At 35.9% G+C, this 287-nt stretch carries 1 pseudogene; it reads right to left on the bottom strand.

Annotated elements, in window-relative coordinates:
- Positions 1 to 287: pseudogene (locus EXS92_RS08045) on the bottom strand (restriction endonuclease subunit S); the annotation flags it as partial.

Below are 287 nucleotides of genomic sequence, written 5' to 3'. Positions count from 1 at the left end.
TTTTCCCAAAATTCAGGATTGTTTTTTGATGGGGTGTAACCATTTTTAATTTCAAAAACCTCTTCAAGCGTTTTAAACTCCACCCCCTTAGGTGCTAAGGTTTGGAGCAAGGTTTTTAAGCGTTTGGGGTAGGTTTTTGCACTAATTTTTGCGTCTTTGTGGTTTTGTTTGGTGTCCTTAAAGTCTAAAAGCATGTTTTGGTAATACTGGTATTGCTTTTTTCGCGCTTTTAATTCTGTGTTTAATTCTGTGTTTAATTCTGTGAAGGCGTCCAAAATCTTAACGAT

This window comes from Helicobacter pylori (assembly GCF_011175115.1).
Taxonomy (GTDB): Bacteria; Campylobacterota; Campylobacteria; order Campylobacterales; family Helicobacteraceae; genus Helicobacter; species Helicobacter pylori_DF.
Note: the sequence above shows the minus strand (reverse complement) of the source record. Positions and strands in the feature narration are given on the sequence as shown.